This is a genomic window from Vibrio sp. QJM3NY_39 (assembly GCF_057785895.1).
On record NZ_CM173505.1, the window covers coordinates 281,141 to 303,502 of the forward strand.

Below are 22,362 nucleotides of genomic sequence, written 5' to 3' on the forward strand. Positions count from 1 at the left end.
ACAATTAGATTAAAAATAAAGTTGCATTAGTGGCACCTAACCTTGATAATTTCGGGTCTTATCACGAATTATCTGTGAGGAATCGGTGCCACGGGCCTTTTAATTTCAGTACTTGTACTGACCTACCTTGTGGCGATGTCATTGAATTAACGTTGTAAATTACTGCTAAAAACATGGCTGAGAAACGCAATATTTTTCTTGTTGGCCCAATGGGCGCCGGCAAAAGTACAATTGGTAGACACCTAGCTTCCCAACTTCATATGGAGTTTCTAGACTCTGACACTGTGATCGAAGAGCGCACTGGCGCAGACATCGCATGGGTTTTTGATGTTGAGGGCGAAGATGGTTTCCGTAAGCGCGAAGAATCTGTAATCAACGATCTGACAGAAGAACAAGGTATTGTTCTTGCGACAGGCGGTGGTTCAGTGCTGAGCAAAGAAAACCGTAACCGTCTATCTGCACGAGGCATTGTTGTATACCTAGAAACAACAATTGAAAAGCAACTTGCTCGCACTAACCGCGACAAGAAACGCCCTCTACTTCAAACAGACAACCCGCGTGATGTGCTAGAAGATCTAGCTGTATCTCGCAACGCACTATACGACGAAGTGGCGGACTACACAGTTCGTACCGACGATCAAAGTGCAAAAGTGGTAGCCAACCAGATCGTAAAAATGCTAGAAGAACGTTAAGTTCATTTTTTCGGAGAGCAAACCCATGGAACGGATTACGGTCAATCTAGCTGAGCGTAGCTACCCTATCTCTATTGGCGCCGGGTTATTTGAAGACCCGGCGTACCTTTCTTTTTTATCAGGTAAACAGAAAGTTGTTGTTATCAGTAATGTGACAGTAGCGCCTCTTTATGCCGATAAAATTTTATCGTTGTTGGATCAAGTAGGCTGTCAAACTTCTCTTTTAGAGTTGCCAGACGGTGAGCAATACAAAACACTTGAAACGTTCAACTCAGTGATGAGCTACATGCTTGAAGGAAATTACAGCCGCGATGTGGTGGTGATTGCTTTGGGTGGTGGTGTTATCGGTGATTTGGTCGGTTTTGCTGCCTCTTGCTACCAGCGCGGTATTGATTTCATTCAAATCCCGACGACCCTTCTTTCTCAAGTGGACTCCTCTGTAGGTGGTAAAACTGCAGTGAACCATCCCCTTGGCAAGAATATGATCGGCGCTTTTTACCAACCAAAATCTGTCATCATCGATACTAACTGCCTATCAACGCTTCCTGAGCGTGAGTTCGCAGCGGGCATTGCTGAGGTGATCAAATACGGCATCATTTACGATGAAGTCTTCTTTGATTGGTTGGAACAGAATCTAGAGAAACTTTATCAACTTGATGAAGATGCACTGATTACCGCGATTGCTCGTTGTTGTGCAATTAAGGCTGAAGTGGTTGCTATAGATGAAAAAGAGTCAGGAATCAGAGCGTTATTGAACCTAGGTCATACATTTGGTCATGCGATCGAAGCAGAACTAGGCTATGGTAATTGGCTACATGGTGAAGCTGTGTCGTCAGGCACTGTAATGGCAGCGAAAACCGCTCAATTACAGGGACTGATCTCTCAGCAGCAGCTTGAGCGAATTATTTCTATACTCAAGAATGCGAAACTGCCAATCCATACGCCAGAAAGCATGTCTTTTGAAGACTTTATGAAGCACATGATGCGTGATAAAAAAGTGCTGTCTGGTCAGTTACGTTTGGTATTACCAACAAGTATTGGTACCGCTGAAGTGGTCGCTGATGTGCCTCAAGACATCATAAAACAAGCGATTGATTTCTGCCGTACTCTTTAAATTTGGTTGTGAGGTTGCCTAGCTAAACTCTAGGCAGCTGAAGCGTTTTACTGATCGATCTTATCAGTAGGGATCCCCAATGAGTTTGGCTCATGAATTAAGAGTATTAGAGTTAGAATCTCAAGTTGAGCTGCTAGAGCGCTTACAGCTTTTGACTAACTTTGGTTCAAACCTTGTAACGGTTGCGGGCAAAGCTGGCTCTGGCCGATCTTGGTTGGCTCAACGTTACCTTGAAGCATGGTCGACAGAAAAAAATCAGTGTTTACTGCTTTGTCACCCAAGCCAAGACGATCAACAACGTCGCGTGCTTATTCTTAGCCAAATTGTTTCTGATCCCCTGTTTAATCAACATGATTCTTTATCAGATAGCCTTGCAAGGCTACTGGATGGAGAGTCGTGTAATGTGGTTATCGTTGTAGATGATGCCCATCGACTGTCTGAGCTATTGGTATCCGAATTATGGATGTTGGTACTTGAAGCTCAATCAAACCCTCAATGGACGATCAATATCGTTCTCTTCTCGGAAATTGGCCATCTAGACACGCTACTAACACGTCTTAGTTACGGGCAACCACACAAGCCTATCGACCTCGAGATCGATGATCTTTCTCAACCAGAAGCGGAACATTTCTTTGAATCCCTAGTGATTCGATATGTTGATGATGAGTCTGAAACTCGCGTGCGACGTGCGTTTAATAAAGCACAACCTTTGCCCGGTGAGTTAATGGCTTTAGGAGAATTGAAAGTGGAAAAAAGGATTATTATTCGCTCAATCATTGGCTCACCCATCAATATCGCGATGGTGGTGGCCTTGTTGTTGGTTTTAATTGGTGGTGGCTATTGGTGGATGTTCAGTCAACCAACCCCTGACGATAAAGCGCAATCACTTATCGCTCCCATTGAACAAACAGCTATCCCAACGTTTGAAGTGGAAAGTGGTACCGAGCAAGCCGGAGTCGACGGATCTTCAGATTCTCAAGCCGAAGCTGACATGAGCTATCAAGGTGCTGACGATGACAGTTCATCATTACCACCGGTTGTGGTGGAAGGTACAGCCAGTGTTGGCGAGGTGAAACAAGAGCAGCAACGTGTTGTGATTACTTCTGATGTGGTTGATGCCTTGCTTGATGACAAGCCGAAAAGTGCCGATACCAGTGCGATTGATGCTGCCGTAGAAGAAAACACAGGTGCCGCGGTTAGCGCGCAACCTGATGCGGCGAAAAACGAGTCACAAGCTTCAGTTGATGAAGATACTGACCTAACGGAATCAACACCGCCGACGAAAAAGATCACCTTCTCATTTGCTCGTGAAGAGTTACAAGCTATCTCGCCACGCGCTTATACCTTACAGCTGAGCGCGATGACGTCATTAGAAGATGTTCAGTCTTTTATTGAAGAATATGACGTCGAGGACAAGGTTCGTATTTACCCAACACTTCGCAATGACACCAAGTGGTTTATTATCACTTATCAAGATTATCCTACGATTCAAGTCGCGCGAGATGCTGTAAGTGCGTTATCAAAACCACTTCAGCAGTTGGAACCTTGGGCAAAATCGATGAATCAAGTGCATCGAGAGATAGAACGTGCGAAATAACCCTGAGCTTAGCCTCAAAATATGTTACATTCCGCAGCCTTATTTTTGAGTTGATAGATAGAGCAGTAAATGAAAAAGCAGCGTGCCTTTCTAAAATGGGCTGGTGGTAAATATGGCCTAGTTGAAGACATCCAACGTCACCTGCCACCTGCTCGTAAATTGGTAGAACCGTTTGTCGGTGCCGGCTCAGTATTTCTGAATACTGATTTTGAACAGTACCTGCTTGCAGATATCAATCCCGATCTTATCAACCTATACAATCTACTTAAAACCGATCCTGAAACCTATATCACTGAAGCGAAGCGTTGGTTCTGTCCGGAGAATAACCGTAGAGAGGTGTTCTTAGATGTTCGCGCTGAGTTCAATGGTACAGATAACGTCATGTATCGCTCGTTAGCTTTCTTGTACATGAACCGATTTGGCTTCAATGGCCTGTGTCGTTACAACAAGAAGGGCGGTTTTAACGTTCCATTTGGTTCTTATAAAAAACCTTACTTTCCAGAAGCTGAGTTGGAGTTTTTTGCTGAGAAAGCGAAGAAAGCGACGTTTGTTTGTGAAGGGTATAGCGAGACCTTTAGCCGCGCCCGTAAAGGCTGTGTGGTTTATTGTGATCCTCCTTATGCGCCATTGTCTAGTACTGCTAACTTTACCTCTTATGCGGGTAATGGCTTCAGCTTAGATGATCAAGCGGCCTTGGCTGATGTTGCAGAAAGAGCGGCAATGGAACGAGGCATTCCTGTCTTGATTTCAAACCATGATACGACCTTAACGCGCCGTTTATACCATGGTGCGGAACTGAACGTGGTCAAAGTTAAGCGCACCATTAGCCGTAATGGCGCAGGGCGTAATAAAGTTGATGAGTTACTGGCACTTTTTCATAAAGAGAAAAACCAGCAACACGTTCCAACAGAATTGTAGTCGTCAGCATAATCCCCAAACTCATTAAATTGAGTGACCAACGGGTACTTTCATAAACTAATCTTTCGAACTGCTAGAATCTGCTTAGGTGCTTAGGTAGAATTGCACACCAAATAGTCTTGGGATTGAGTCTTGTATTCGTGTACGAGATGTCACAAGGCGGTGATATTCGCAATTTACTCACTCTTAAGAGGTTTGGTATGAAAGATTTTCTAATCGCTCCATCGATTTTGTCTGCAGATTTTGCTCGTCTTGGTGAAGACGTAGAAAAAGTACTCGCAGCCGGTGCCGATGTTGTGCACTTCGATGTGATGGATAACCACTACGTACCCAACCTGACTTTTGGTGCACCGATCTGTAAAGCGCTGCGAGACTACGGCATCACAGCTCCAATCGATGTTCACCTAATGGTTAAGCCAGTAGACAGCATCGTACCTGAGTTTGCTAAAGCCGGTGCATCAATGATTACCTTCCACGTTGAAGCGTCTGAGCACGTTGATCGTACTCTACAGCTAATTAAAGAACACGGCTGTAAAGCAGGCGTAGTATTGAACCCAGCAACGCCACTTTCTTGCCTTGATTACATCCTAGACAAAGTCGACATGATTCTACTGATGTCAGTGAACCCTGGCTTTGGCGGTCAATCTTTCATTCCTCATACTCTTGATAAGCTGCGCGCTGTTCGTAAACTTATTGATGAATCAGGCCGTGATATCCGCCTAGAGATTGATGGCGGCGTGAAGGTAGATAATATCCGTGAAATCGCAGAAGCGGGCGCAGATATGTTCGTTGCCGGTTCAGCTATCTTCAATCAACCAGATTACAAAGAAGTGATTGATGAGATGCGCGCAGAGCTTGCAAAAGTAAACGCATAATCGTAAAACTACAGATAGATTGAATATTAAGGGGCTCATTGGCCCCTTTTTTACGTCTTGGAGCTCAACTCATAAGACGAACATAATAAATAGGAAAGTAAGATGTCATTAAGCTCAATAAAACTGATTGCCTTTGATTTGGATGGAACCTTGTTAGATAGCGTGCCTGATTTGGCTATCGCCGCTGACCAAGCTTGTCAGGAACTGGGTTTTTCTTCAGTAAGCGAAGAACAAGTTCGCGACTATGTGGGTAATGGTGCTGATGTTCTTATTGGACGTTCATTGAGCCGTAATCTTACGGTTGATCCAAGCCTTGAGCCTGATCTTTTGAAGAAAGCGCGTATCCTGTTTGATGATTTCTACGAGCAGGGCGGCCATAAGCTGAGTCACCTTTATCCATCGGTTAAAGAGACGTTAGCTGAGCTAGACAAAGCGGGCTTCACCATGGCTCTTGTCACCAACAAGCCTTCGAAATTTGTACCAGATGTTCTGGCGCAGCACGGTATCGATAAGTACTTTGTTGATGTGTTGGGTGGCGACTCTTTCCCAGAGAAGAAACCGAACCCAGTAGCGCTGAACTGGTTGCTGGAAAAGCATAATGTGAAGGCTGAAGAGATGCTGATGGTAGGCGATTCAAGCAACGACATCAAAGCGGCTAAGAACGCAGGCTGCCACTCGTTTGGTCTGACTTACGGTTATAACCACGGTGAGCCGATTTCAGTATCAAACCCTGACTATGTCGCAGACAACATTGCACAATTACTAGATGTCGTTCTAGTTTCAGCATAAAGCGGACAAAAGTTAGCTAACCTACTAGCAAAATACTTATCAATGAGTACACTGGATGAGCCGTACAGAAGAGCTGTGCGGCTTTTCTATTTTAAAGTTAAGAAGCTAAGTTTTTCAGATACTACGTTAAGAAACTAAGTTAACGAGCTTAGCGAACAAGCAAAGGAATTAAAACCATGAGCAAGCCCATCGTATTGAGTGGTGTTCAACCATCTGGTGAACTAAGTATCGGTAACTACTTGGGTGCTCTACGTCAATGGCAACAGATGCAAGATGATTACGATTGCCAATACTGTGTTGTAGACCTTCACGCAATTACGGTTCGCCAAGATCCGAAAGCACTGCATGAAGCGACTCTAGACGCATTAGCAATCTGTCTTGCTGTCGGTGTTGATCCAAAGAAGAGCACGCTATTTGTTCAGTCACACGTACCAGAGCATGCTCAACTTGGTTGGCTTCTTAACTGTTACACACAAATGGGTGAACTGAGCCGTATGACTCAGTTTAAAGATAAGTCTGCACGTCACTCAAATGACGTAAACGTAGGCCTATACGACTACCCAGTGTTGATGGCTGCAGATATCCTGCTTTACGGTGCTCACCAAGTGCCAGTAGGTAGCGACCAGAAACAACATCTAGAGCTAGCTCGTGATATCGCAAATCGCTTTAACAACATCTACGGCCCTGAAACGCCAATCTTCCAAGTACCAGAACCTTACATTCCAACAGTGAATGCACGTGTGATGAGCCTGCAAGATGCGACTAAGAAGATGTCTAAATCTGATGATAACCGTAAGAACGTGATTACTCTGCTAGAAGAGCCTAAGTCGATCATCAAGAAGATCAACAAAGCGCAGACTGACGCAGAAACACCACCACGTATTGCTCACGATTGGGAAAACAAAGCGGGTATCTCTAACCTAATGGGTCTGTACTCTGCAGCGACGGGTAAAACGTTCGAAGAGATCGAAGCGCAATACCAAGGCGTTGAAATGTACGGTCCATTTAAGAAAGATGTAGGCGCAGCATTGGTTGAGATGCTTGAGCCGATTCAATCTGAATACCACCGTATCCGTGCTGACCGTGCTTATATGGATGCAGTAATGAAAGCGGGTGCTGAAAAAGCCTCTGAGCGCGCAGCCGTGACACTGAAAAAAGCATACGAAGCAGTCGGTTTTGTTACTCGCCCGTAGGGTGAGCTAAAGCCACTCGTTTCAGAATTTAAGCCCAAAGTAGACGCTGTTTACTTTGGGCTTTTTAGTACCCGTTTCATTTACTCCCCAGTAAATCTCTTGTTTGAATTGATGATTTAAGCATTATCTCGCTAACATATTCATAATATTAATGCTGTGCAGACGATCCTATTCCCTCTCCTTAGGGTTTATAAAATCTTGCTTATTTCTATTTATGTTGGAAATACATAACATGCCAAACAATTGATGATCATTAAGTGATAAGTTCCTCATTTTCTTGCTAACTGACTTATTCCTTTCATAAATAAACCTGATAGTTACCACAAAATACATGACTGCCAATAGACGGCAGTAACTATAAATCGATGAACTCAGGTGAAACGGATGGCTCTTTTACACAAACCTTCATTGCTAGCAGTGGCAATTGGTAGCTTGCTAACAGCAAGTGCACACGCTGATTTGTTTATTTCACAATATGTGGAAGGCGGCAGCTACAACAAAGCGGTTGAGATTGCTAATAACGGCGATAGCAGCATGAATTTAGATGGTTACTCGCTGGCGAAGTCTGCGAATGGCAACGGCTCATGGGGCGCCACTTTACCTTTAGATGGCCACGTTTTAGCGCCTGGTGAGGTACTTGTTGTCGCTCATACGAGTGCGAGTGATGAGATTAAAGCCGTCGCTGACATTCTCAACGCGTCGATTGCTAACCATAACGGTGACGACCCGCTGGCTATCTTGAATTCAGATAACTCGGTACACGATATTGTTGGTTTGATGGGTGATGTGGATTGGGGTAAAGATGTTACTTTGGTTCGAGCGACACAAACTCCTTCGGCAACATTCGATGCTTCACAGTGGGTGTCGTTACCAAAAGACAGCATTGAAGGCTTAGGTTCATTAGACAGTGTTGAACTGCCAGAAGCGTTCACTTGTACACAAGATGGCTCTGACCCAGTATTCACAACCATTCAAGAGATCCAAGGCGAGGGTGCAACATCACCGTTCATTGATGGCTATCCGTACATCACGGACGATGAGTACTTCGTTAAAGGTGTTGTGAGTGCGGTGACAACGGGCATAACCAAAGGTTTCTACCTGCAAGCACTTGAGGATGACTTCAATTCAAGTACTTCTGAAGGTCTATTTATCCACACGAATCAATCGAGCTCAGAACTGGCTGCGGGCGACGTAGTGTGTGTGAAAGGTAAGGTTCAAGAATACTACAGCCATACTCAGCTTAAAGTTGAAAACAACCAATGGCTAAAACAGGGCGAACAACAAGCACCTGAAGCAACGGCGATAGAAGCGCTAGACAGTGATGAGAACTTCGCAGCAACGCTTGAACGCTACGAAGGCATGTTGGTGAAAACGACCGAAGCGCTTGATATGCGTGTGACTCGTACCTTTGGTTATGACTATTCAGGTCGTCGTAACAACATGATACTGGCACATGAGCGTATTAACATGCAGCCGAACCAGCTTTTCGCAGCAGGTTCTGAAGACGCGAAACAACAAACGGAAGATAACGCAGACCGTCGTCTTTTCGTTGAAACCGATCAAAAAGCGGGTGACGGGCAGGTTCCTTTCTATCCAGACTTCGGCCGTACCGATATTGATCAAGATGGTTCAACAGAAGACTACATTCGTATTGATGACACCATTGTTGGTCTAGAAGGCGTACTTACCTACAGCTACGGTGAGTACCGCTTAGTGACAACTAACCAGATCTCGGCTGAAAACTTCGTTCGTAACGATCCGCGTACCGACAAACCAGACATGGATGAAGGCGACCTTCGCATCGCGACTTTCAATGTTTTGAACTACTTCAACTCTCCATTTGGCGGTGACGCAAACCAACACGGCAACAACCGTGGTGCGAACACCATCACCGAGTTTGAGATGCAGCAAGAGAAGATAGTGAACGCGATTCTTCGCTTAGATGCAGACATCATTGGTTTGATGGAAATTGAGAACAACGGCTTTGGTGAAGGCTCAGCCATTCACCAGCTTGTTAACCAACTGAATGATCGCATTGAGCGTAAGAAAGACCGCTATACCTTTGTAGCTGTCGATTCGAACGAAGATGGCGTGACCGACGAGATGGACTCGATTGGTACCGACGTTATTACAACAGGCGTTATCTACCGCAAGAAAGTAGTTAAGCTTAAAGACAGCCGCGTTATCGCGATGCCAAGCCAACAAGCACCAGAAGTGTTAGACGATTCTGGCAAGGTGATTGAAGACGGTAAGAACTACCAACGTGACTCATTGGCGCCAACCTTTAAAGTTAAAGGCACTAAAGAGAAACTCACCGTTGCGATTAACCACTTTAAATCGAAAGGTTCTAAGTGTTGGGAAGATGCTGCACCGGTCGAGCAGGGCGGTCAAGGTGGCGTTGACGCCGATAAGCAAGGCTCATGTGAGAACTTCCGTGTGGCTGCAGCAGTTGCTCTGGGTGAAGCGCTAGACGGCATCAAAGGCCATAAAGTGATTCTGGGGGATATGAACTCGTACGGCATGGAAGATCCAATGCTGGTGCTTACGGATTACTCTGAAGAGAAATACGGTAAGCAAATCAAAGCGGCGCGTAACACTTACATTGACGGCGTCGAGCAGTTTGGTGATAACGGTGCGGTGATTACTAAGAACTACGGCTACATTAATGCTGTGGCTCAAAAGCACCCAGACAGCTGGAGCTACTCATACAATGATGAAGTTGGTGCCTTGGATCATTTGTTGATCAGTGACAGCCTGAAAGATAGGGTTGTCGATGCGACCGATTGGCACATCAATGGTGGTGAGTCGACGTTGTTTGACTACAACGAAGAGTTCAAAGGTGACCTACCTAAGTACCAAGATCACTTCCGTTCATCGGATCATGATCCTGCTGTTCTTGAACTGCGAGTAGGCGGTTCATTTGGCTTCGGTGCTCTGATGTCACTATTTGGTTTAGCAATGTGGCGTCGTCGCAAGTAGCTCAATCACAAATAGATTGGCTTGCTATACAAGCAAGCCAATTCAGGTAACTGAAAGTTATCTGTAAACAATTAAGGTCAACTTAGGTTGGCCTTAATTATTGGCGAAATGCAGTTTCCACTTGCCTTTCGCCATGGGTATTGCACAATACCGCCCCTATATCTCCCAATCATTTAGTATTTAGCAAACGATTTCGACCCATGTTACTTATCATCGATAACTACGACTCTTTTACCTATAACTTGTATCAGTATTTCTGTGAGTTAGGGGTCACTGTAAAAGTTGTTCGCAACGATGAGATTGATATTGTCGGTATTGAAGCGCTGAATCCTAGCCATCTAGTTATCTCGCCAGGTCCTTGTACGCCTGATGATGCGGGAATCTCTCTGCGAGTCATTGAACACTTCGTTGGTAAACTGCCGATCTTAGGTGTGTGTCTTGGTCATCAAGCCATTGCTCAAGTGTTTGGTGGTGAAGTAGTGCGAGCCAGACAAGTGATGCACGGTAAAACCTCTCCAATACGCCACAATGGCAAGAGCGTTTTTCAAGGGCTTAATAACCCTCTGACTGTGACACGTTACCATTCTCTAGTGGTGAAAAATGGCACGCTGCCTGACTGCTTTGAACTGACGTCTTGGACGGAATTCGAAGATGGCAGCATGGATGAGATCATGGGTTATCAACACAAAACCTTGCCGATTGATGCGGTGCAATTTCATCCTGAGTCGATTAAAACAGAGCAAGGGCACCTGCTTCTCGCTAACTTCTTAGCGCGTTGAGTGTTTAAATTCGACCCTTTCTCCGCCTAAATAAGCCAGTTGAACCTGTTAGTCCATTCGTTAAGCGTTTAAATTCGGGCGCTACGCGTCTCTTACTCCTCTGACGCTGATCACTTTTTATAACATTTCTCTCTCTTAAGGCTAAGTTTTTAGCCTATGCAAAATTATTCGCCTTATTTCGTCTCGAACCCAATATACCGCAATGCCAGTAAGGCTTTGCCGTTGCAGGTTATGCGTTTAGGTAAAAAAAGCTTCATAAAACAGATTAATTGATGCATAAATAGTCATAGGTAGTGACGTTTAGCTGGTTGTTAGGGACAGCTAAAGAATAATCTACTATTGAAAACGTTAATTAAATGTAAATATAATGCTGCAGCGGGATTATGGAGAGAGAAAATATCTTTGTCTCACTTATGAACCAGTACGCTTATTTGCGAAGCTTGCGGTATCGAAAAGGAATGTACGATGACAGTGGAAAAAAAAGTAGAACGTAGTCTGTTTAATGAGGTGATGGTGCCTTGTTATAACCCAATGGAAATGATCCCGGTAAAAGGGGAAGGCGCACGCGTTTGGGACCAACAAGGCCGAGAATATATCGACTTTGCTGGTGGTATCGCTGTGAGCTGTTTGGGTCACTGTCACCCAGCAATGGTTAACGCAGTTACTGAGCAAGCAAACAAGATTTGGCATTTAAGTAATGTCATGACCAATGAACCTGCATTACGTCTAGCGAAGAAGCTAACCGACGTATGTTTTGCAGAAAAAGTATTCTTTGCCAACTCTGGTGCAGAAGCGAACGAAGCAGCATTGAAGCTAGCTCGTCGTTGGGCAGCGGATGTTCACGGTCCTGAGAAATCTGAAATCATTGCATTCAAACAAGGTTTCCACGGTCGTACTTTCTTTACCGTAACGGTGGGTGGTCAAGAGGCTTACTCTGATGGCTTCGGTCCTAAACCTGGCGATGTAACTCACCTGCCTTACAACGATATTGCAGCGCTAGAAGCGCACATCTCAGATCGCACATGTGCAATCATGATGGAACCTTTGCAAGGCGAGGGCGGTATCATATCTCCAACATCTGAGTTCGTGAACACGGTTCGTGAACTGTGTGACAAACACAATGCGCTGCTTATCTTTGATGAAGTGCAAACAGGTAATGGCCGTACGGGTAACTTTTACGCTTACCAAGGCCTAGGTGTGACACCTGATATCCTAAGTACAGCGAAATCACTAGGTGGCGGTTTCCCAATCGGCGCAATGCTAACGACCACCGAACTCGCGACACACCTAAAAGTCGGTACGCACGGTTCTACTTACGGCGGCAACCCACTGGCGTGTGCCGTTGCTGAAGCGGTTGTTGATGTCGTTAGCCAGCCGGAAACGCTAGCTGGCGTGAAAGAACGTGAAGCAATGTTCCGTGATGGTTTAGCTAAGATTAACGACAAATACCAAATATTCAGTGAAGTTCGCGGTAAAGGCCTATTGCTAGGTGCAGCACTTAATGATGCATGGCAAGGTCGTGCTCGCGATGTATTAGTAGCAGCAGGCGAACAAGGCTTGATGGTACTGGTTGCGGGTGCAAACGTGGTTCGTTTCACGCCATCACTGGTTATCACTACACAAGAAATTGAAGAAGGTTTATCAAAACTAGACAAAGCAATCGCTACGCTAGTTTAGCCTGAGCGGCGTCATAGGAATGATCGCCATTAGAGCGATCCCATGACGTACCGCTAAAGGCCCAAGATTCTCGTTTTGGGCCTGTTTTGCATCTGGAGGGAATATTGATGCTAGTTGTTCGCCCAATAAAATTATCTGATTACGATGCGTTGCATACCTGCGCGGTTGAGTCTGGTCACGGATTCACATCTCTTCCGGTTAACGAAGAACTGTTAACCAACCGAATTACTCATTCTGAATACAGCTTTGCTAAACAAGACGTGACTGAACCTGGTGATGAAGGCTACCTAATGGTTGGCTTTGATACCGAAACCGGAGAAGTCGCAGGTACCACAGGTATCGAAGCCTCAATTGGCTGGGATGTTCCGTTTTACTCTTACCACATCAGCAAAGTGGTTCACTCATCGCAAAAGCTTGGCGTGAATAACGTCGTGAAGCTACTGACTTTCGGCAATAACTACACCGGATGCAGTGAGATCTGCACACTGTTCTTACGCCCGGCTTTCCGTGGTGGATTGAATGGTCGTTTGATGTCTAAGTGTCGCTTCTTGATCATGTCTGAGCACCCAGAGCGTTTCTCGAAAACGATTTTTGCTGAGATGCGTGGCGTATCAGATGCAGAAGGTAACTCTCCTTTCTGGCAATGGCTGCAAGAGCATTTCTTCTCGATTGATTTTACGCTCGCTGATTATCTAACGGGTATTGGTAAGAAAGGCTTCATTGCTGACCTAATGCCGAAGTTACCTATCTACGTGAACCTACTGAGCAAAGAAGCTCAGGCGGTGATTGGAGAGGTTCATGACAATACGCGCCCTGCACTTAAGTTGCTGGAACGTGAAGGTTTCACCAACCGTGGCTATGTCGACATCTTTGATGGGGGCCCAACGGTTGAGTGTGATCTAAGAAATATCGAATCAGTGCGTCATGCGATTCGAGCTCAAGTGACAATTGCAGAGCATTCAAGCTCTAAAGACTTCCTCATTGGTAATACCTCGTTTGAGTACTTCCGCGCAGTAGCCGCGAAAGGCGCGTATGACCAAGCTAGCGACACAGTGATTTTATCATCTGAAGTAGCAAGCGCTCTTGAAGTAAAAGAAGGCGAATTCGTTCGCATGTTGGCTCAATAAGAGCGGCGATTATCTGTCGAAGATTTTAAGGATAGAAGTATGACTCAGTGGATAGCAGGACAGTGGGTGGCAGGTCAAGGTGACGCCATGACATCAGTAAGCCCATACAATAATGAAGTCGTGTGGCAAGGCGATAGCGCAACACCAGCACAGGTTGAATCTGCAGTAGCAGCGGCGCGTGACGCTTTCTTAGTTTGGAAAAAATTGAGCTTTGCAGAGCGTGAAGCGATCGTGTTGAACTTTGCTGAGAAGGTAAAAGAGAACAGCGAAGAAATTGCACAGATTATTGCAAAAGAGACGGGTAAACCGATTTGGGAAACTCGCACTGAAGCGGGTGCGATGGCGGGTAAAATCGCTATCTCTATTCGTGCTTACCACGAACGTACGGGTGAAGCTTCACGTGAAGCCGCAGGCAACCAAATCGTACTGCGTCATCGTCCATTAGGTGTAATGGCAGTATTTGGTCCTTATAACTTCCCTGGTCATCTACCTAACGGTCATATTGTTCCAGCACTGCTATCGGGTAATACCGTGGTATTTAAGCCGTCAGAGCAGACACCTTGGACGGGTGAGTTTGCGATGAAACTATGGCAAGAAGCTGGCCTTCCTGCTGGCGTAATTAACCTAGTACAAGGTGCCAAAGAGACAGGTATCGCACTGGCTGATGCTAAAGGCCTTGATGGCGTGCTGTTCACAGGTAGTGCCAATACCGGTCATATCCTGCATCGTCAATTCGCGGGCCAACCGGGCAAGATGCTGGCACTAGAAATGGGCGGCAACAACCCTATGGTGATCAGCGACCAATTTGGTGATGCTGACGCGACGGTTTATACCATCATTCAATCGGCTTTCATCAGTGCGGGTCAACGTTGCACGTGTGCACGTCGCTTGTATGTGCCTGTTGGAGAGAAGGGCGATCAACTGCTCGATAAGCTCGTGGCTGCGACCTTGAAGATTCGTGTCGATCAGCCATTCGCTGAGCCAGCACCCTTCATGGGGCCACAAATTTCGGAAGCTGCGGCTAAATTCATTCTGGACGCGCAAGCTAATCTGCAATCGCTAGGCGGTGTAAGCCTAGTAGAAGCAAAGGCGGGTGAAGCGGCGTTTGTTTCTCCGGGTATTATTGATGCAACCAACATTGCTGAATTACCAGATGAAGAGTACTTCGGTCCATTGCTACAAGTAGTTCGTTACCAATCGCTAGAGCAAGCGGTTGAATTGGCTAATGACACACGCTTTGGTTTGTCTGCAGGCCTAGTTTCAACAGACGATTCTGAATGGGAATACTTCGTTGACCATATCCGTGCGGGTATTGTTAATCGTAACCGCCAGCTAACAGGCGCAAGTGGTGATGCACCATTTGGTGGCCCGGGTGCTTCAGGCAACCTACGCCCAAGTGCTTACTACGCGGCGGACTACTGTGCTTACCCAATGGCGTCAATGGAAGGTGGTGAAACTCAACTGCCAGCGACATTTAGCCCAGGTATTGAGCTTTAGTTTAAGCTCTTAAGCTATAAGTTCATGAATCATAAGCTTATGAGCTCTAGGTTCATGAATAACAGATTCATTGGTTAATTGTGTAATGAGGAAGCGGTGTTATCGCTTCCTTTTCCATCACGTCCGACACCTAGATTGGGCGGTAGATAATAATAGAACAAGTATGTCACAGGCTGATGGCTGCTGACTCTGTGTCCAGCCTCTCCCTCTCTAATCCAAATTACTAGCTTGCTAGAACCTCTGACAAGGAGTCACCATGACGCCCGATCTACTCTTTAAATCACTATGGGACGATTACATTCACAGGCTTTGCCCATCGGCCGAGAAAGTTCATCATCTGCTGAAAGAAGACGAAGCCCTGATTAATGATCACATTGCACTGCGAACTTTCAATGTTGCACCGCTAGGTATTGAAACACTGGCTAAGCCTTTCCTTGAATTAGGCTACAAGGCTTGTGGCGACTACTTGTTTGAGAGCAAGAAGTTAGTGGCTAAGCACTACGAGCACCCAGACCCAAACCAACCGAAAGTGTTCATTAGTGAGTTGAAGGTAGAAGAGTGTTCAAGTGACTTACAACAGATCGTTGCGAAGTTGGTTGAGCAAGTAGACGCAAGCAAGCTTCAAGGTCATGAGTTCTTGTTTGGTGGTCGCCTTTGGGATCTGAGTTTCGCGGATTTCCAAGTGCTAGCAAAAGAGAGTGAATACGCGTCTTGGCTAGCGGCTCATGGTTACGGTGCAAACCACTTTACGGTGAGTGTGAACCAGCTTAATGAGTTCGATGAAGTACAGACTGTGAATGACCATTTGAGTGATTCAGGTTTCACTATCAATGCATCTGGCGGTCAGGTTAAAGGCTCTCCAGAGGTCTTATTAGAGCAATCATCTACAATGGCAGACAAAGTGCCAGTTTCATTTGTTGAAGGCAATGAGGTGATTCCTGGTGGCTTCTACGAGTTCGCTAAGCGTTATGCGATGGCGAATGGTGAGATTTATACAGGGTTTGTTGCAGCATCGGCTGACAAGATCTTTGAGAGCACCAACGGTTAAAGAAAGATACGAGCACGGGCTTTACCCTAAAGATGCGGGTACGCTTCGCTTTGAGAGTGTTTGCGCTTGGACGCGGGAGGTGCTCCATTCGCATCTCGCATCTGCTCTCTAGATCTTTAGAAAACAAAAAAGCCACCAAATTTGCATTTGGTGGCTTTCAAATTTTTGGCTCAGTTAATCGAGATTAACGAGTGCCGTATACCACGATAGTTTTACCGTGTGCAGAAATTAGGTTCTGCTCTTCTAGCATCTTCAAGATACGACCTACTGTCTCACGAGAACAACCAACAATCTGGCCAATCTCTTGACGAGTGATCTTGATTTGCATGCCGTCAGGGTGAGTCATTGCATCTGGCTGTTTCGCTAGGTTAAGTAGCGTTTGAGCGATACGACCTGTTACGTCAAGGAACGCTAAGTCACCAACCTTTTGGCTAGTTACTTGTAGACGGTTTGCCATTTGCGCTGAAAGGCGCATTAGGATATCTGGGTTCACTTGGATAAGTTGACGGAATTTCTTGAAAGAAATTTCAGCTACTTCACAAGGAGATTTTGCACGAACCCATGCAGTACGCTCTTGGTCTTCTTCGAAGAGGCCAAGTTCACCAATGAAGTCACCTTGGTTTAGGTAAGAAAGAATCATTTCCTTACCTTCTTCGTCTTTGATAAGAACTGCCACAGAACCTTTAACGATGTAGTACAAGGTTTCTGCCTTTTCACCAGCATGAATCAAAGTACTTTTTGAAGGGTACTTATGAATATGACAGTGTGAAAGGAACCACTCTAATGTTGGATCGGTTTGGGGTTTACCTAGAACCATAATATCTTACTTCCTCTGCAGGGTATGCTTGCCGCTTTCCGTATTTTAGCTAAGCCTAGATTGACTTGTAGGATAAGAGCACTCGTTGAGCGCTGCAAGCTATCTTGTGTTTCGTTTAAGAATAGTATCCTTTTTCAGGTACTATTTCTTGATTTTAATCGTGACCAAGCTACGATTTTTACGCAAAATTGTGCACATGATCACGGTATGAAAAGTAATCAACCAGAATGGCGTCTTGTTAACCTATTTTTCCGGTTTCGATGAGCTGTTGTAGGATGGGCCTTACAATGAGCTCCATAGCAAAACTCATCTTGCCGCCTGGCACCACAAGCGTGTTGTGGCGTGACATAAATGAGCCATCTATCATAGCCAGAAGGTAGGGAAAATCGACGTTTTTGATGCCACGCAAACGTATAACCACGAAGCTTTCGTCTAAACTTGGAATCCCTTTGGCGTTCAGTGGGTTCGATGTATCTACGGTTGGAACACGCTGAAAGTTGATGTGAGTACGCGAAAATTGTGGGGTGATGTAATTAAGGTAATCATCCATTGAGCGAACAATAGAATCCATTACTGCTTCGCGTGAGTGCCCACGATCGCGTGTGTCACGAACGAATTTTTGGATCCACTCAAGGTTGACGATTGGCACCATGCCGATCAGCAAGTCGACGTGCTGTGAGACATTGATGTCGCCATCTACCACGCCACCATGAAGGCCTTCGTAGAACATCACATCGGAATTTTCTGGGATCTCTTGCCATGGCGTAAAGGTGCCCGGCATTTGATTGTAAGGCACGGCTTCATCGAAGGTATGTAGGTAACTACGGACTTTACCCGTGCCTTCATTACCGTATTGACGGAAGAACTCTTCTAATGCGCCAAAATCGTTGGCTTGTGGACCAAAGTAGCTGATGTGCTTACCTTGCTCGCGAGCCTTACGGATCTCGACATCCATCTCTGGTCGAGTGAAGCGATGGAAACTATCCCCTTCAACCCAAGCGGCCTTCACGTCCATCATATTGAACATTTTTCGGAAGGCTTCTGAGGTAGTGGTGGTGCCGGCTCCTGATGAACCCGTCACCGCAATAATTGGATGTTTAGCGGACATGACAACCCTTGTCTTTTGAGTAACTTACTTGTTAGCAATCGTTTACCACTATAACACGGCTCCTTTATGAGCGCAGCTTAGAAGCGTTTTGTGACTTGAATATCAACGGTTTCATGCAGCTCAGAAAACACGATGCTGACTTCCTTTGAGGCTAATTGATGTTTCACTTGATCAATCTTGTTTTGCAGTGAAACCTCTACGTCGCCGTAGTCTGTGCCTTCACGCAGCACGAATTCTTTAATGAGGTTTTCCAGTGTTTCTGGCGCAATGTCTTGCCATGGGATGATCATAAATACTTCTCTCTTTTATGTTCATAAATAGGTTTATTGATGTGTTGATTACCGTGTCTAGTGACGTCTACTACTCAGTCCTTAACAAAGGCTCGGTCATTATGCCGAATCTTGGATACTTTCATAGTAAGCAGGCAACGCTTCTTCTAACCAAAACCTTGGTTTGAGCGTGCTACCGGTAATGAACCCCACATGGCCGCCTTTTTGAAATAGGCGATAGTCGATGTTGTCAGGCAACACGAACTTTGGAATCACGTCGTCTGTCATAAACGGATCGTCTTTGGCATGGATGATCTGAGTCGGTAGCTTAATCTTATTAAGTTTAGGAAGCGCTGAGCACTGAGCATAGTAGTCCTGAGCATTCTTGAACCCGTGCAGAGGCGCAGTAATCCGTTCATCAAACTCATACAGCTTGTCTATCTTCTTAATGGTTTCGGCGGTGATACCGAGCTTTTCTTGCAGCAGCTTAATCTTTTTCAAGGCATTCGATTTGAGAGAGTTGAGCAGGTACTTTTTATAGAGCTTAGAGAAACCTCGCTCAATACGACTAGAGCAACAAGCCAGATCAAAAGGTGCAGAGACAATCGTCGCCGCCGACAGCAATGGGTCGTCCGCGTACTCAGCCAAATAGTTCGCCAGCATGTTACCGCCCAAAGAGATACCAACCGCTACCTTAGGGTTATTGGGAAACTGGGCGTGTAGATGTCTTAGGAAAAAGCGTGCATCTTCGACTTCACCTGAATGGTAAGCGCGAGCCAAGCGATTGGGCTTTCCGCTGCAGCCTCTGAAGTGCATCATCACTGATAGCCAGCCATCTTTAGCAAAGGCATTCATCAGTCCGTTGGCATAAGGGCTTTCAAAGCTTCCCTCTAAGCCATGGAATAGAACGAATATCGGCTTGTTACTTCGAGCCTCATTACTTGGGGTGTCACCCTCTGGCGATTCGCTCCAAGCAAGATCGAGAAAGTCACCGTCGGGTGTTTCTAAGGTTTGCCATTGAGGGTCAAACAATGCCTGCTTTCTAATAAATCGTGGCACTAAGGTTTGTAAGTGCGGATTAGATAAACCAGCGGCTGCGGTAAATATTGTCATAAAAACAGTCCATGCTTCTTTTATGGGCTTTGATAAAGTGTTGAGCTTTTAGCGAAACGCCCACGTTTTTATTTGAGCTTGGTTGATTCTCGGTATAAGCGCAAGGGTTTCACTGATACGGGTTACAAAAACAGGGTGTAAGTAACTGGTTGAATATTGTCGAGATTGAGCTTCAAACATATTGCCAGTCATGCGCGCCACTCCCGTGTGGAAACGAAGAGCGATACTACCAAGGTAAGCTTGGATCTTGATTGAAGATTAGAGAAAGGAAACGCGTTAGGGTTGAGGTGCTGGTTCAGAAAAAGCGTCGTAGAGGTTTTCAGCCCCTAATAAACGACAGTATTGAAAAGCGAGTGGTGATTGCTGGTTAGCCGTAAGCTGAAGAGAATTAATGCAGTCGACGAGATCAGATTGCTGTTGCTTCTCTAACTGCAGTTCAAATTGGAGAGCTTCACGGTAGAGGGAATCGACGACTTGAGGTTTGAGGTGCTTACGCAGCTCTCGGTAGCTATGAAGCAGGGTTTCAGAGCGGCTTAAGCACTGTTGTACCTTGTGCCACTCTTCTTCGGCAAAAGACAATTGCTGCTCATCGAGCCATTTGAGAAGCAGCAGTAGATTGACGTTGCCGTGGAACTGGTTTTGCAAAGCTAGGCACGCATCCTTTACACCGCGCACACTGTAATACTGAAGGCTAAATTGCCATAGTCGTTCCAGTGTTAGTGATATTGGTGCGTGCTCTGGGCTCATAAGCTATCCATATCCTGTTCCATCTGCTCAAGCTCTTCTTGAGTGGACATCCAATCCATTTCAACTTCTTCTAGCTGCGACTTACTGCTCGCTTGGAGAGCGAGTACTTTATTCAGTTTAGCCTTATTTTCAGCTTCATACAGTGAAGTGTCGGATAATTCTTGCTCAGCTTCTTCGAGAGATAGCGTTAACTTATCCATCTGCTTTTCAAATTGAGTCAGCTTTTTACGAAGTGGTGCCGTCAGTTTACGGAACTCGGCTTCTTTACGTTTCTGCTCTTTTTTCGCTGCTGCACTGTTGGCTCCGTCTTTTGCTGGTGCCAATGCTTGTGCTTCTTTGCGCTCAACTTTCTGCTGTTCGGTTAGCCACTTGTAGTAATCGCTTAAGTCACCATCAAACGGTGCCACCTGACGGTCGTGCACAAGGTATAAATCATCAGTAGTCGCACGAAGTAGGTAGCGGTCGTGCGATACGATAACCATCGCGCCTTCAAACGTTTGTAGGGCGAAGGTCAACGCCTGACGCATGTCGAGATCCAAGTGGTTGGTTGGTTCATCGAGTAACAACAGGTTCGGCTTTTGCCATACCAGTAGCGCTAATACTAAACGCGCTTTTTCACCACCCGAGAATGGCGCCACCTTGTCGAGTGCTTTTTCACCTTGGAAGCCAAAGCTACCTAGGTAGTCACGCAGTTGTTGCTCGGTGTGTTTCGGCGCAATTTGCATCATGTGCTGAAGTGGCGTTTCTTCTGGGTGCAACGTCTCCAATTGATGCTGAGCGAAGTAACCCATCTTAACGCCTTGCGAATAGCTCAGCTCACCGCCTTGCTGTTTCAGTTCACCTGAAAGCAGCTTGATTAGCGTTGATTTACCAGCACCATTTCGACCAAGCAGACCAATTCGGCTGCCGGGTACTAGATTAAGGCGAATCTTCTCTAGAATCAGATTGTCATCATAGCCCGCTGATACTTCATCCATCATCATGATTGGATTTGGTAGCGCGTCTGGCTCTCTAAACTCAAAGCTGAATGGATTATCAAACTGAGCGGGCAGCACTTGTTCCATTTTCTCTAGTGCTTTAATACGGCTTTGCGCTTGGCGAGCCTTTGATGCTTTGTAGCGGAAACGGTCAATGTAGCTCTGCATGTGAGACATTTGTTTCTGCTGCTTTTGGAACATTGCCTGCTGCAGGATTAACTTTTGTGCTCGTTGAGTTTCAAACGATGAGTAGTTACCGGTGTATTCATTGAGCTGCTGGTTTTCAACATGCACGATGCGGTTGACGATAGGATCTAAGAAGTCTCTATCGTGCGAGATAAGAACCAGTGTGCCTGGGTAGTTTTGTAACCAACGCTCTAGCCACATTACTGCGTCTAAATCCAAGTGGTTGGTAGGCTCATCGAGTAGCAGTAAGTCACTGCGACATAGAAGGGCTTGCGCTAAGTTCAAACGCATACGCCAACCACCCGAGAACTGGGTTAGGTTCCATGTCATTTGCTCTTGGCGAAAGCCTAGGCCATCCAATAACTCGGCAGCACGTGCTTTGATGCTGTAACCACCAATGGTTTCAATCTTGCCGTGGATCTCTGCGACTAATGTGCCGTTGTCGGCTTGTTCCGCTTTCTCTAGTTGATCTTCAAGGCCACGGTATTCACGGTCGCCATCAATCACGTATTCAATGGCTGTTCTTTCTAATGCTGGTGTTTCTTGAGCAACCCAAGCCATTTCCCAATGAGCTGGTTTACTGAACGAGCCTGCATCAATAGACAGTTCGTCCTTGATTAGGGCGAACAGCGTAGATTTACCACAGCCGTTTTTACCAACCAAACCGATCTTGTCGCCAGGATGAAAAGTCGCAGATGCTTGGTCGAGGAGTGGCTTACCACCGCGGAGCAATTGAATATCAGAGAAAGTAATCATAATTGAAATAGCATAGAAATTAGAGGTGAACAGACGCCTGCATAGTAGGCTGAAACCAGATAAAAGTCGATCACAATGCAATTTGCGTTATGATGCCAATAACA

At 45.7% G+C, this 22,362-nt stretch carries 19 protein-coding genes; 13 read left to right on the forward strand and 6 right to left on the reverse strand.

Going from position 1 to position 22,362, the window contains the following annotated elements:
* Positions 1-173: 173 nt before the first annotated feature.
* From aroK to AC3CHU_RS01325, 13 genes are all read left to right on the forward strand, one after another.
* Positions 174-692: a shikimate kinase AroK gene (gene aroK, locus AC3CHU_RS01265; RefSeq protein ID WP_004729664.1), complete on the forward strand. Its 519-nt coding sequence runs from the start codon at positions 174-176 to the stop codon at positions 690-692.
* Positions 693-717: 25 nt separating this feature from the next.
* Complete coding sequence (gene aroB, locus AC3CHU_RS01270) at positions 718-1,806, forward strand: 3-dehydroquinate synthase (RefSeq protein ID WP_004729663.1); 1,089 nt, start codon at positions 718-720, stop codon at positions 1,804-1,806.
* A 79-nt stretch (positions 1,807-1,885) separates the two neighbouring features.
* Positions 1,886-3,403, forward strand: a complete 1,518-nt coding sequence (locus AC3CHU_RS01275; RefSeq protein WP_488524962.1) for an AAA family ATPase — start codon at positions 1,886-1,888, stop codon at positions 3,401-3,403.
* 69 nt (positions 3,404-3,472) lie between these two features.
* Positions 3,473-4,321, forward strand: a complete 849-nt coding sequence (locus AC3CHU_RS01280) for a Dam family site-specific DNA-(adenine-N6)-methyltransferase (protein WP_488524963.1) — start codon at positions 3,473-3,475, stop codon at positions 4,319-4,321.
* Between the two features lie 200 nt (positions 4,322-4,521).
* Positions 4,522-5,196: a ribulose-phosphate 3-epimerase gene (gene rpe, locus AC3CHU_RS01285; protein ID WP_029222055.1), complete on the forward strand. Its 675-nt coding sequence runs from the start codon at positions 4,522-4,524 to the stop codon at positions 5,194-5,196.
* A gap of 102 nt (positions 5,197-5,298) precedes the next feature.
* Positions 5,299-5,985 (forward strand): phosphoglycolate phosphatase, encoded by a 687-nt coding sequence (locus tag AC3CHU_RS01290; RefSeq protein WP_488524964.1) that lies wholly within the window; start codon positions 5,299-5,301, stop codon positions 5,983-5,985.
* 176 nt (positions 5,986-6,161) lie between these two features.
* Complete coding sequence (gene trpS, locus AC3CHU_RS01295; RefSeq protein WP_017103608.1) at positions 6,162-7,178, forward strand: tryptophan--tRNA ligase; 1,017 nt, start codon at positions 6,162-6,164, stop codon at positions 7,176-7,178.
* Between the two features lie 384 nt (positions 7,179-7,562).
* Positions 7,563-10,157 carry an ExeM/NucH family extracellular endonuclease gene (locus tag AC3CHU_RS01300; protein ID WP_488524965.1) on the forward strand — a complete coding sequence of 865 codons (2,595 nt, stop codon included), beginning with the start codon at positions 7,563-7,565 and terminating at the stop codon, positions 10,155-10,157.
* Positions 10,158-10,357: 200 nt separating this feature from the next.
* Entirely contained in the window at positions 10,358-10,936 is a 579-nt protein-coding gene (locus AC3CHU_RS01305) for an aminodeoxychorismate/anthranilate synthase component II (protein WP_488524966.1), read from the forward strand.
* A 465-nt stretch (positions 10,937-11,401) separates the two neighbouring features.
* Complete coding sequence (locus tag AC3CHU_RS01310; protein ID WP_102556880.1) at positions 11,402-12,613, forward strand: aspartate aminotransferase family protein; 1,212 nt, start codon at positions 11,402-11,404, stop codon at positions 12,611-12,613.
* Between the two features lie 107 nt (positions 12,614-12,720).
* Positions 12,721-13,740, forward strand: a complete 1,020-nt coding sequence (astA, locus tag AC3CHU_RS01315) for an arginine N-succinyltransferase (protein WP_488524967.1) — start codon at positions 12,721-12,723, stop codon at positions 13,738-13,740.
* Positions 13,741-13,779: 39 nt separating this feature from the next.
* Entirely contained in the window at positions 13,780-15,237 is a 1,458-nt protein-coding gene (astD, locus tag AC3CHU_RS01320; RefSeq protein ID WP_012604932.1) for a succinylglutamate-semialdehyde dehydrogenase, read from the forward strand.
* 256 nt (positions 15,238-15,493) lie between these two features.
* Positions 15,494-16,285 (forward strand): 2-oxoadipate dioxygenase/decarboxylase family protein, encoded by a 792-nt coding sequence (locus tag AC3CHU_RS01325; RefSeq protein ID WP_488524968.1) that lies wholly within the window; start codon positions 15,494-15,496, stop codon positions 16,283-16,285.
* Between the two features lie 184 nt (positions 16,286-16,469).
* Here the strand turns inward: AC3CHU_RS01325 and crp are convergent, their stop codons facing one another.
* The 6 genes from crp to AC3CHU_RS01355 form a co-directional block, all read right to left on the reverse strand.
* On the reverse strand, positions 16,470-17,102 hold the full coding sequence (gene crp / locus AC3CHU_RS01330; protein ID WP_004729651.1) for a cAMP-activated global transcriptional regulator CRP: 633 nt from the start codon (positions 17,100-17,102) through the stop codon (positions 16,470-16,472).
* Positions 17,103-17,340: 238 nt separating this feature from the next.
* Positions 17,341-18,210, reverse strand: coding sequence for a phosphoribulokinase (locus AC3CHU_RS01335; protein WP_004729650.1), 870 nt, complete (start codon positions 18,208-18,210; stop codon positions 17,341-17,343).
* Positions 18,211-18,287: 77 nt separating this feature from the next.
* Positions 18,288-18,500, reverse strand: a complete 213-nt coding sequence (locus AC3CHU_RS01340) for a YheU family protein (protein ID WP_004729649.1) — start codon at positions 18,498-18,500, stop codon at positions 18,288-18,290.
* Between the two features lie 99 nt (positions 18,501-18,599).
* Complete coding sequence (locus AC3CHU_RS01345) at positions 18,600-19,592, reverse strand: hydrolase (RefSeq protein WP_017095847.1); 993 nt, start codon at positions 19,590-19,592, stop codon at positions 18,600-18,602.
* Positions 19,593-19,868: 276 nt separating this feature from the next.
* The gene (locus AC3CHU_RS01350) at positions 19,869-20,339 is read right to left on the reverse strand and encodes a TIGR02444 family protein (RefSeq protein WP_004729647.1); all 471 of its coding nucleotides are present in this window, start codon (positions 20,337-20,339) and stop codon (positions 19,869-19,871) included.
* Positions 20,336-22,258: an ABC transporter ATP-binding protein gene (locus AC3CHU_RS01355; protein WP_004729646.1), complete on the reverse strand. Its 1,923-nt coding sequence runs from the start codon at positions 22,256-22,258 to the stop codon at positions 20,336-20,338. Before AC3CHU_RS01355 ends, AC3CHU_RS01350 begins: the two co-directional genes overlap by 4 nt.
* Between the last annotated feature and the right edge of the window lie 104 nt (positions 22,259-22,362).

What these genes read in the sequence shown, in the direction of transcription:
- AC3CHU_RS01355 (WP_004729646.1), bottom strand. Translation starts at nt 22,258, where the DNA reads ATGATTACTTTCTCTGATATTCAATTGCTCCGCGGTGGTAAGCCACTC.
- aroB (WP_004729663.1), top strand. Translation starts at nt 718, where the DNA reads ATGGAACGGATTACGGTCAATCTAGCTGAGCGTAGCTACCCTATCTCT.
- AC3CHU_RS01325 (WP_488524968.1), top strand. Translation starts at nt 15,494, where the DNA reads ATGACGCCCGATCTACTCTTTAAATCACTATGGGACGATTACATTCAC.
- AC3CHU_RS01275 (WP_488524962.1), top strand. Translation starts at nt 1,886, where the DNA reads ATGAGTTTGGCTCATGAATTAAGAGTATTAGAGTTAGAATCTCAAGTT.
- rpe (WP_029222055.1), top strand. Translation starts at nt 4,522, where the DNA reads ATGAAAGATTTTCTAATCGCTCCATCGATTTTGTCTGCAGATTTTGCT.
- AC3CHU_RS01345 (WP_017095847.1), bottom strand. Translation starts at nt 19,592, where the DNA reads ATGACAATATTTACCGCAGCCGCTGGTTTATCTAATCCGCACTTACAA.
- trpS (WP_017103608.1), top strand. Translation starts at nt 6,162, where the DNA reads ATGAGCAAGCCCATCGTATTGAGTGGTGTTCAACCATCTGGTGAACTA.
- AC3CHU_RS01350 (WP_004729647.1), bottom strand. Translation starts at nt 20,339, where the DNA reads ATGAGCCCAGAGCACGCACCAATATCACTAACACTGGAACGACTATGG.
- AC3CHU_RS01290 (WP_488524964.1), top strand. Translation starts at nt 5,299, where the DNA reads ATGTCATTAAGCTCAATAAAACTGATTGCCTTTGATTTGGATGGAACC.
- aroK (WP_004729664.1), top strand. Translation starts at nt 174, where the DNA reads ATGGCTGAGAAACGCAATATTTTTCTTGTTGGCCCAATGGGCGCCGGC.
- astD (WP_012604932.1), top strand. Translation starts at nt 13,780, where the DNA reads ATGACTCAGTGGATAGCAGGACAGTGGGTGGCAGGTCAAGGTGACGCC.
- AC3CHU_RS01310 (WP_102556880.1), top strand. Translation starts at nt 11,402, where the DNA reads ATGACAGTGGAAAAAAAAGTAGAACGTAGTCTGTTTAATGAGGTGATG.
- AC3CHU_RS01305 (WP_488524966.1), top strand. Translation starts at nt 10,358, where the DNA reads ATGTTACTTATCATCGATAACTACGACTCTTTTACCTATAACTTGTAT.
- AC3CHU_RS01300 (WP_488524965.1), top strand. Translation starts at nt 7,563, where the DNA reads ATGGCTCTTTTACACAAACCTTCATTGCTAGCAGTGGCAATTGGTAGC.
- AC3CHU_RS01340 (WP_004729649.1), bottom strand. Translation starts at nt 18,500, where the DNA reads ATGATCATCCCATGGCAAGACATTGCGCCAGAAACACTGGAAAACCTC.
- astA (WP_488524967.1), top strand. Translation starts at nt 12,721, where the DNA reads ATGCTAGTTGTTCGCCCAATAAAATTATCTGATTACGATGCGTTGCAT.
- AC3CHU_RS01280 (WP_488524963.1), top strand. Translation starts at nt 3,473, where the DNA reads ATGAAAAAGCAGCGTGCCTTTCTAAAATGGGCTGGTGGTAAATATGGC.
- crp (WP_004729651.1), bottom strand. Translation starts at nt 17,102, where the DNA reads ATGGTTCTAGGTAAACCCCAAACCGATCCAACATTAGAGTGGTTCCTT.
- AC3CHU_RS01335 (WP_004729650.1), bottom strand. Translation starts at nt 18,210, where the DNA reads ATGTCCGCTAAACATCCAATTATTGCGGTGACGGGTTCATCAGGAGCC.